10 protein-coding genes and 2 pseudogenes are annotated in these 8163 nt (G+C 42.3%); 7 read left to right on the top strand and 5 right to left on the bottom strand.

Annotation, left to right across the window (positions count from 1 at the left end; translation table 11 throughout):
- Positions 1-249 precede the first annotated feature (249 nt).
- The 4 genes and pseudogenes from GC102_RS39535 to GC102_RS20545 form a co-directional block, all read left to right on the top strand.
- Positions 250-370 (top strand): annotated as a pseudogene (locus tag GC102_RS39535) (NAD-dependent epimerase/dehydratase family protein); the annotation flags it as partial.
- Positions 371-600: 230 nt separating this feature from the next.
- Positions 601-759, top strand: coding sequence for a hypothetical protein (locus tag GC102_RS39540; protein ID WP_246321029.1), 159 nt, complete (start codon positions 601-603; stop codon positions 757-759).
- Between the two features lie 339 nt (positions 760-1098).
- Entirely contained in the window at positions 1099-1782 is a 684-nt protein-coding gene (locus tag GC102_RS20540) for a Crp/Fnr family transcriptional regulator (RefSeq protein WP_171691187.1), read from the top strand.
- Between the two features lie 174 nt (positions 1783-1956).
- On the top strand, positions 1957-2097 hold the full coding sequence (locus GC102_RS20545; RefSeq protein ID WP_171691188.1) for a hypothetical protein: 141 nt from the start codon (positions 1957-1959) through the stop codon (positions 2095-2097).
- Positions 2098-2820: 723 nt separating this feature from the next.
- Here the strand turns inward: GC102_RS20545 and GC102_RS20550 are convergent.
- From GC102_RS20550 to GC102_RS20560, 3 genes are all read right to left on the bottom strand, one after another.
- The gene (locus GC102_RS20550) at positions 2821-3159 is read right to left on the bottom strand and encodes an MmcQ/YjbR family DNA-binding protein (protein ID WP_171691189.1); all 339 of its coding nucleotides are present in this window, start codon (positions 3157-3159) and stop codon (positions 2821-2823) included.
- Positions 3160-3459: 300 nt separating this feature from the next.
- Positions 3460-4392: a DMT family transporter gene (locus tag GC102_RS20555; RefSeq protein WP_216628113.1), complete on the bottom strand. Its 933-nt coding sequence runs from the start codon at positions 4390-4392 to the stop codon at positions 3460-3462.
- Positions 4393-4920: 528 nt separating this feature from the next.
- Entirely contained in the window at positions 4921-5520 is a 600-nt protein-coding gene (locus GC102_RS20560) for a nitroreductase family protein (protein WP_171691193.1), read from the bottom strand.
- 253 nt (positions 5521-5773) lie between these two features.
- On the opposite strand from GC102_RS20560, the gene GC102_RS20565 reads away from it, so the two are divergent.
- Genes GC102_RS20565 through GC102_RS20570 form a run of 3 tightly spaced genes read left to right on the top strand, consistent with a single transcriptional unit; the run spans position 5774 to position 6432 of the window.
- The gene (locus tag GC102_RS20565; protein WP_216628114.1) at positions 5774-6055 is read left to right on the top strand and encodes an ArsR/SmtB family transcription factor; all 282 of its coding nucleotides are present in this window, start codon (positions 5774-5776) and stop codon (positions 6053-6055) included.
- Positions 6052-6183 (top strand): hypothetical protein, encoded by a 132-nt coding sequence (locus GC102_RS40095; RefSeq protein ID WP_281367683.1) that lies wholly within the window; start codon positions 6052-6054, stop codon positions 6181-6183. Before GC102_RS20565 ends, GC102_RS40095 begins: the two co-directional genes overlap by 4 nt.
- Before the next feature lie 42 nt (positions 6184-6225).
- The gene (locus tag GC102_RS20570; RefSeq protein WP_171691190.1) at positions 6226-6432 is read left to right on the top strand and encodes a hypothetical protein; all 207 of its coding nucleotides are present in this window, start codon (positions 6226-6228) and stop codon (positions 6430-6432) included.
- 390 nt (positions 6433-6822) lie between these two features.
- Here the strand turns inward: GC102_RS20570 and GC102_RS20575 are convergent.
- A pseudogene (locus tag GC102_RS20575) lies at positions 6823-7199 on the bottom strand (NADP-specific glutamate dehydrogenase); the annotation flags it as partial.
- 388 nt (positions 7200-7587) lie between these two features.
- Positions 7588-7857: an NAD-dependent epimerase/dehydratase family protein gene (locus tag GC102_RS20580; protein ID WP_376769395.1), complete on the bottom strand. Its 270-nt coding sequence runs from the start codon at positions 7855-7857 to the stop codon at positions 7588-7590.
- Between the last annotated feature and the right edge of the window lie 306 nt (positions 7858-8163).

The following is an 8163-nucleotide window of genomic DNA, read 5'->3' on the forward strand; positions in this document are numbered from 1 at the left end:
CTGTTCGGTTAAATTTTGGTTGCTCATCGTTCTGAAACCTCCAATATCGAATGATAGCTTGATTATAATTCTAAAAAAATCGGAATTCTGTAATGTAGTTTACTGTTCTCCTGAAATTGTGTATAACGGCAGAACAATGTAATGTAGATAACAGATGAGTTATCAGTCAATTTTATTTTGTCTTGGATGGCAGAAGAAAATTCGCTCAATTTATAAGGATGTAAACGTGAAAGGAGAATACGGATGTAGATACTCGTTTTAGGAGGAACAGCGTTTTTCGGTCGCCGGTTGGTTCGTCTATTGATCGCGGAAGGTCATGATATGACCATTGCAACTAGAGGTCAAACTCGATGACTTTGGCGATGCCGTGACCTGAATAAAAGCGGACCGGACGAATTTAGGATCGGTACGTATTTATCATAACTACATAACCAATTGACATCTGTAAACTATATTACAGAATCATTATTTAATAATTACTAAATTGTAGCGAAGAAAGACAAAAAATGAAGGAATGATTAGGTGTGAAACCAACATTGAAGGAGGAATTGGAAGTTCAGGCGAACATAAACTCAAACAATTCGTACGCAGCTGCCGTGTTTGGAAAATTCTTTAGAAGACCTTCGTAACAAAGGTGCAGGCAAGGGACTAATCATCGGGAATGTGTCACCGGGTTTCACATTGGAAGACGCGACTGGAAAATGGATCACGTTATCAGAGGAATTGAAGAAAGGTCGTCCTATCATTCTCATTTTCTAACGAGGAGAATGGTGTCCATTTTGTAATTTGCAATTAAAAGCCTATGAACGCATCATGAGTGATATTAAGTCAGCGGGTGCCCAACTTATAGCTATCAGTCCTCAGACGCCAGACCTGCGACTTATGTCATCGATCAGAACAGCCGAATCATTGCCGGCGTTTCAGATATTAATCACAGAACGAGAATGGAACCGTCAGAAACTTTGGAAATCGTCAAGTCTCTATAAAGGATGCATTGACATCATGATCCTTATAAAGCATGATGAATGGACAAAGACTTCTATAAGATCGAGTTACCTTTTTCCTAAAATGGAGGATTGTTACATGGAGGAAAACCAAATGAATAAATTATGGTATTTATCTCAAATCAGCATTTTTGAAGAAATGACCAGTGAAGAAATGAAGGAAATTGATTTACTAAATACTATTCGCCATTTCAATTGGGTACAGAAAGACGCATTGGTTCAAACACCTGATAACATTCTCAAAGGTTTTTCTTTCGTCAAAGAAGGCAGGCTTAAAGTATACAAATTAAACGACAGTGGGAAACAGTTCACTCTAGGTATATTGACTCATGGGAACATATTTGGGGAAATCAATTCCTTCTCGTTTGGTACTAAAGATGTTTACATTGAAGCCATGCAACCAACACTGGTTTGCTCAATATCCGAAGCACAATTCGACCGGCTTATGATAAGCAGACCGAATCTGGCGTTGAAATTTCTAAAAGCGGTCAGTGAACGGTTGAAGGAAAGAGAAGAACAGTTAGAACAAATTGCATTTAACGGTCTCCGCGAACAGGTGATTCATCTGTTGACGATGCTTAGTTCAAAATTTGGTATCATCGTAGATGGTTATGCTTTAATCGATCTCCCTCTTACGCACCAAGAGATAGCCAACATGCTTGGTGTAACTCGGGAAGCCGTAAGTGGAGTCATGAGTGGGCTTGTGAAGGATGGAGTTATCAAAACGTCTCGTAAGTCTGTTCAGGTAGATGCCGCGATGCTAACCCGATCCAAATAACCTCAACAAAGGGCGGCTGCAGACTGCAGTCGTTCTTTTTAATAAATAATATTTCAATTAGACACGCCCCCCTATCGTTGTGTTTCATAGATCCATTCAATGAGGAAGATTAATACTCGAATGGAAAGCGCTACGGAGTAGTCGACCTACGGGGGGCTGAAGAGCCAGAGTGTCGTGATCCGGCATAGGGCTTTTACGAATGGAAAAAAAGAAGGAACAGATAAGCAGCCATATCGATTTCAGCATCCGTCTACGGGTATTCCGGACGTGTGGGATGAATGGACCTCGGCCTTGGATCCGATTGTGATTGAATAAGGAACGCCTTTAGGCGGCACTTTCATTTTAAATGTAAGTGTCCCTCCATGATGGGCAACATATGCCCAAATTGCTCGGTCCCCCTAGGCTCAGCGAGTCAGCCCCTAGAAAATTAATCGCTCTTCTACCCAGCATTGGAAGATTTTTTACGTCAAAATACATTGGCCACCTCCGTAAACTGAACATACGTTCTGTTTCTGTATTATATGGCACCTCATTCGGTTTTATCAAAGGAAATTTTTGCGGGACCGGTTTCAATATCAAATTTGGGCATATAAAAACCGGAAGCGGGCGCGCCTCCGGTCGTTTTTATATATGAAAGGCTATATGAACCTGTAGGCGCATCACTTCAGACTTGTAATCGCCTATGCATCGATCTGCAGTTAATCATGGTGATGAAGGGGCAATGAAATAGTTCAATCGATTTCTCGCTGTACAGAATGGTGTGTACAGAATTTCTCAAAATTAGGGGATCGTAGTTTTCCTTCTATTGTGCAACATTGGAATTTAACGTGGCAGCTTAGTACAGGGTCCAAGAAGAACCAATCCTTGTTTTCGCATTTTACGATTTGTTTTAAGATAGCATGAAATGCTCTTATAACTTCACTATTCGGCGGGAACTCAATGACGTCGGCATACTGTCCCTGTAACGACAATCCCATCCAAATGGGCTCTTTCGAATAGGAAACACATTTGTATGATAGATATCCAACAATTGTAAATCTAAATAGACTCCCGGATGTTCTTAGGAAGGCTTTTAACAACTAAATCGTAAGAGTGGTCAATCATTTCAAAGATATCCGACTCTGGTAAAGAACTCTCGAGAATAATCGTATTCCAGTGCTGTTTGTTCATATGATACCCCGGTCGAACGTCCTCATGCTGCTCTCTCAAGTTTTCCGCAATCACCGGGTCGCATTTTAGGATCAAGTACCCTTTTTCCTCATAAAACAGAGCGAATATTTTACCTGCAATTTTTATCGCGAGTGGATCGGGTCCCGAGGGATAATCCTTAATCGCTCCTTTTTTGTTTAGACAGTATTCGATGAAATTATTTTTCAAACCGGCTCATCTCCTTCGTAAATGACATCGTATAGTCCATGCCGTTAGCCTAAACCGTTCAGTTGAAAGTTGTAAAAATCAATACATATGACAATAAGCGAACCGTAGAAAACTTTGCCGAGATGGGAGTTCCAACCCTCTTTGTGTTCCAGAATGGCGTTGCCTTCAATTAAGTTACGGCTTTCATTAGAAAACCAGATTAAGGTTTGGATCAACGGCCAAACAAAGTGTTCAAAGTTACGGTAATACGGCAGATAGTGCCAGACTGTTGCAAACCAGAATTGAAGATGGACACGGATTTTAAATTGTGTCCTTTAGGCCAAGCTGTTGAGCGACGGGAGCGCTAATCTGTGATTCCTGTTTCCGTTTTATTGCAATCAGTAACATACCGGCAATCGTCATGAGTCCCCCGAGCATCTGCGACATCTCCAAAGCATGCCCCAAGATAACCGAAATAATTGCTGTAAAGACAGGAATCAGATTCATCGTTATGCCGGCCTTGCTCGCACCTAGTATCTTAACTCCTTGATTCCAAAAGATAAACGAACCGACTGACGGGAACACCCCCATGTATATAACCCCTACGATCCCCAAAGAAGTGATTTTGTCGGAGTGAATCGGCTGGAAAAATAAAAAAGGAATCATCAGAATAGCACCGACCAGCGCAATCATCGCAACCAATGTCACAGGCGGAATGCCTTTTGCTTTTTTTAGCAGCAATGAATAAGCAGTCCAACATAAGACGGCCAATAGCATGATCGCATCGCCCTCGTTATACTGAGTATGAAACAACTGCAGCAGGTTGCCTTTCGTCAAAACAATCAGAACACCAATAAACGAGATGATTAATCCAATGAACTGAAAGGCACTTACTTTTTCTCTCAGGAAAATCAACGAAAAGAGCATAATCAAGCCAGGCGCAAGGGTAGTAAATAGAGCGCTGTTCGTCGCAGATGTGAACTGCAATGAAGCATACGAGAGATAGGTGTAGAGCACAATGGATAAAGTAGCTAGCAAAATGATCAACACCCAGTTATTCCTCCATATTTGATCCCATGAAGGCTTCTCAATAAATTGGGCAATGGGAATAAGAAGAATCAGTCCGACGACCCACCTTAGAAAGACTGTCCATTCAGCAGGTAATTCAGCTACAATCAATTTTCCGAAAATGATATTACCGGCCCAAAACAGATTAGCCCCGATCAGAAATGTCCATGCCTTATATTTCACCATATTTTTCACCTTCACTTTTTTTGTTTTGCAGATTAACATGTCGTTAGCTACAATAGCTCTAAAATCGCTAGATCAGAACGAATGGAATCGTGAACTTCGAGAAGTGGAACGTACACGAATCAATGGGCTATCGCTATTGCCCATCGAATTCTTTAAAAGGGGTTTTTTGGTTTCTGCGTTGAAGCTCTCACCCGAGATGACTTTGTTATCAGTAAACACAGCGGACGATTCGGGTTCGCCTAGGGAAAAGGGAAAATTTCAAGGTCAGTTCCAGAAGCCTTCAGGCTACAACTATCTCAGTATCTGGAGTCCCGAACGAACAATGACTCTGCACTATTTACTTCGAACTATAAGTGAAGAATATCGGTATACTCAATATAATGCTTATTGACGAATTGACGTTCACAGCTTCATCATGTCTATTTTCGGGAATTGGCCGAAGCTAGCGCGGATATCCTTATTTATATAAAATGGGATATCATGTTATTAAACAAAGAGACTGTCATTGAGACAGCCTCAAGGTTAAGTTTATTTAAAAACTTTTATACGTTCTTGTACCGGATTAAATTTCTTTTCACCTGCTGAGGCAGAGGGTTTACCGAACGGCATTTGGGCAATCAGTTTCCAGCTTTCCGGCAACTTCCATTCTGCTTTTACCCGTTCATCAATCAATGGATTGTAATGCTGTAGGTTTACACCCAGCCCTTCAGCCTCCAGCGCCATCCAGATCACCAATTGGTGCATTCCATTTGTTTGCTGTGACCAAATCGGGAAGTGTTCTTGGTAAGATGGATATTGTTTCATAAAACTATCAATAACTGACTGATCTTCAAAGAAAAGCACTGTACCGTATCCGTTCCGAAATCCGTTCATTTTTTCCTGAGTAGAAGAAAATTGTTCGGCAGGAACGTTTGCTTTGAGAACTTCAGTCGTAATATCCCATAACTTATTATGTTGTTCACCCAAGAGCAGAACAACGCGGGTAGTTTGATTGTTAAACGCCGATGGTGTATGTTTAACGGTTTCCTCGATTATTTCTTGGATACTTTGATCCGAAATTGGTGATTCTTTGCTAATTCCATAAATGGAGCGCCGTTCGCGTAGTGCAGTGAATAAATCTTTTTCCAAGGTTTCCATGATACCTCTCCTTACCATATTTTTCGATTTTCAATCTTCCAAGTTCCTGTGTCTACGGGAGACAAATTTATTATAACCATTACAAAAAAAAAGTTATGTGAAGTAAATTACATACTTGAATCGATCTTAGTGTGTAAGGGAAACTTAGTTTTAATTTAATCAGGGAACAGGAGCGATTTAAGACAATACGTCACATGGTTTTTCGCCGTCAAGGGCTGCACGACGGCACCGGATCATCGAGCTATTGGCAACTCACGCTACGGAAATTTGCGAACATTTTCAGATCAGCGCTCCTGCGGTGTCGCAGCATCTCAAGGTGCTGCTCGAGGCGAACGTCGTCACGATGGAGAAGCCGGCGAAGCAGCGCATCTATCGACTGAATCCGGTGGCGATTTCCAAAGTGGAAGAGTGGACCAGAAAGTATCGATTGATGTGGAGCCGCAAGTTTGAAAAGTTGGACATTTTGCTCCAGGAGCGCATGAAGAAGCTGAACCCCAAACCAAATGAAGTGAACGAAGAACAATGACCAAATTGAACGAAACGAAACTGCTCGCCGAACCAGGCTCGCAAATGATGTTCATCGAGAGGGAATTTGATACTCCCCGGGAACTGGTGTTCCAGGCGTTCACGGACGCCGATCTGTTCACGCAATAGTCGGGTCCCGATCGCCTGACGACGGAGATCATCGCTTTCGAAGTGCGGGATGGCGGACATTGGAAATACGTCTCCAAAGATCCAGACGGCCACTGTATGGCGCCTGCAATAAATATGGGATCGTTAGCTCCCGGCGGACAATTTAGTGAAGCAGCCAAAGTCGTAATGGGGATTGAGGACTCTTACGACTGGCACTATGACAAGGGGGTGACGAACACTTTGCGATTGGACAAACCGGTGCACTTGTAACGAACAGTAATATTTATGACCTTGATGTCACTTCAATAGTAGGATCGTCACATTCAATCAGTGCGACAGAGCCTGTCCAAGTCGATTACATCACGTTCGCGAGGCTCTAACAGGGCATAGAAACGCGGTAGCCAACATCGCGAAGTGGTTGCCGTTTTCGCGCTCCTGGTAGGAGGAAACGGAAATGAGATAAAGTTCTTGTCATTTATGAGATAAAGTTCTTGTCAACCGACAATTTTCTACGAACAGCATGAGCCTTTTATAAATTCAAGACATATGTACAAAATACATTATATTTTTTATGAAATAGTAGTAACTAGAGTATGGCGTTGCGTAAGGCTCTGCTCCATCGCTTTGGTCGCCGCCAGCAAAAAATAAAGGCAGGCGCGTGTTGGCTCCTACAACCAAATTCCCGGCATAGTCGTATTCTTCAGCCGCTATAATGGCACGCTTATAGATGTTCTTCATGATGTCCTGCAATTTGGAGTCGAATTCTTCGAACGTCCATGAAATCCGCATGCTATTCTGTGCCATCTCCAATGCGGAAACGGCCACGTCGCCTGCATTTACCGGTCCGAACAAGACGTTATTGTTCAGGAACACGTCGATCGCCTCCAGTGTGGAAGGCATATTGGCGCCTTCGTCGATCGAAATAACGCCGTTATCGACGAGCAGCCTCGCAGCTTGTTCATTAATTTCGTTCTGAGTAGGAGCGCGAGATCACAATGGATCGACCAGATGCCTTCGCATCCTGAGGTGTATACAGCACTGGAGTTTTTTCAGCTTAAAGAGGTTGTGCGCAAGCTCCAGGCGATGAGCGATGTGGGGCTGAATTATATCACACTGAGAAAGTGTCAGATAGCTGAACCGGTATTTAATCAGCAATTTAAAAATTAGATGTTACATTAACGGGGAGCAGTTTGCCAGCGTAAATAATACATACGTACATAATGGCAATTTACAACATATGTCCTTAAAGTAAAAGCAAAGACCACCGGAAATCCGGTGGTCTTTGCATATCAATGTGTAGAGTTTCGAGGAATATTTTCTTCAAGTATTATTTCTGAGCGTCTAAATCATAGCTGTATTGTTCCGGCATGAAATCGTCTTCGGTGATTTCAGTATCTTTACTATTATAAACCGCCATGCTCGAGGTTAAAATATATCGCTTAACGCGGTCGCCAAACGCTTCCACGGCGATTTTGGCGTCTTGAGGATTAAAGCAGATTTGATCGTAGCGATATCATAATGACAGTTGGAAAACGCACCTATCATTGTTTCACGATTCGTCCGGTCCGCTTTTATTCGGGTCACGGCATCGGCCGGTGTCTGACCTCTTGTTGTAATGGTCATATCATGACCTTCCGCGAGCAATAGACGAGTCAACCGGCGACCAAAAAACGTTCTTCCTCCTAAACCGAGTATCTACATCCGTATTCTCCTTCCACGTTTGCATTCTTATTTTTTAATTAGAGAATTTTCTCCCGCCAGGAAAAAAGATGCGGTTAATTGATAACCTATTGTCCATGGCAGGCTGCCGGATTCTTGCAGATTAACATGCTGGTCGAATCATTGTCAGTAATCTACTTTATCTGCCGTTTTAAACAATTTCAAAAAAATGGAGAATTGTAAACTATATTACAGAACTCCGATTTTTTTAGAATTATAATCAAGCTATCATTCGATATTGGAGGTTTCAGAACGATGAGCAACCAAAATTTAACCGAACAG

The organism is Paenibacillus germinis (assembly GCF_013141785.1).
Taxonomy (GTDB): domain Bacteria; phylum Bacillota; class Bacilli; order Paenibacillales; family NBRC-103111; genus Paenibacillus_E; species Paenibacillus_E phytorum.

Coding starts and splice junctions, on each gene's coding strand:
- GC102_RS20540 (WP_171691187.1), top strand. CDS start 1,099: ATGAATAAATTATGGTATTTATCTCAAATCAGCATTTTTGAAGAAATG.
- GC102_RS20555 (WP_216628113.1), bottom strand. CDS start 4,392: ATGGTGAAATATAAGGCATGGACATTTCTGATCGGGGCTAATCTGTTT.
- GC102_RS40095 (WP_281367683.1), top strand. CDS start 6,052: ATGACCAAATTGAACGAAACGAAACTGCTCGCCGAACCAGGCTCGCAA.